Source organism: Pantoea sp. VS1 (assembly GCF_002207995.1).
Taxonomy (GTDB): domain Bacteria; phylum Pseudomonadota; class Gammaproteobacteria; order Enterobacterales; family Enterobacteriaceae; genus Pantoea; species Pantoea dispersa.
The window spans coordinates 1-588 of the sequence record NZ_NHZE01000050.1; the positions used below are offsets into that span (position 1 = coordinate 1).

Here is a 588-nt window from a genome sequence, read left to right on the forward strand (position 1 = left end):
GCTTAACCTCACAACCCACAGACGTTTCATGTCCGGAATCACTGCGCCGGAAAAATGCTGCGTTGCAGCGGTGCTCGCCATGCTCACGTACGTCAGTACGCTCCGCTGGCTGTGCGCCGACGCGCCTTGCCTTTTTCCATGCTCGTTGATTCCTGCATTCCACATGGGATGTGAAAATTTGAGAGACTCGAACACATCGTAAAATTCATTCTTATTACGGAGAATGAATACGACGTGTCGTTTCAATTTTCAGCTTGTTCCGGATTGTTAAAGAGCAAATACTTCGCAGCATGCTTAATCAGCACACTCTGAAGTATTATCGGTAACGCCTTTCACTCATTACCAGCAAGTGGCGTCCCCTAGGGGATTCGAACCCCTGTTACCGCCGTGAAAGGGCGGTGTCCTAGGCCTCTAGACGAAGGGGACACTGAAGTCTCTTTCGTAAGACGCTTTGCTCATTACTTTTTCATCAGACAATCTGTGTGAGCACTTCGCGGGAAAGTATCTTCAGGTAAGGAGGTGATCCAACCGCAGGTTCCCCTACGGTTACCTTGTTACGACTTCACCCCAGTCATGAATCACAAAGTG

At 49.3% G+C, this 588-nt stretch carries 1 protein-coding gene, 1 tRNA gene and 1 rRNA gene; all 3 read right to left on the minus strand.

What is annotated here, in order from left to right; translation table 11 throughout:
• On the minus strand, positions 1 to 246 hold a 246-nt coding region (locus CBW22_RS26535), incomplete at its 3' end, for a hypothetical protein (protein ID WP_217899534.1).
• A 104-nt stretch (positions 247 to 350) separates the two neighbouring features.
• A tRNA-Glu gene (locus CBW22_RS20585) sits at positions 351 to 426 on the minus strand.
• Between the two features lie 86 nt (positions 427 to 512).
• Positions 513 to 588 (minus strand): 16S ribosomal RNA (locus tag CBW22_RS20590); the annotation flags it as partial.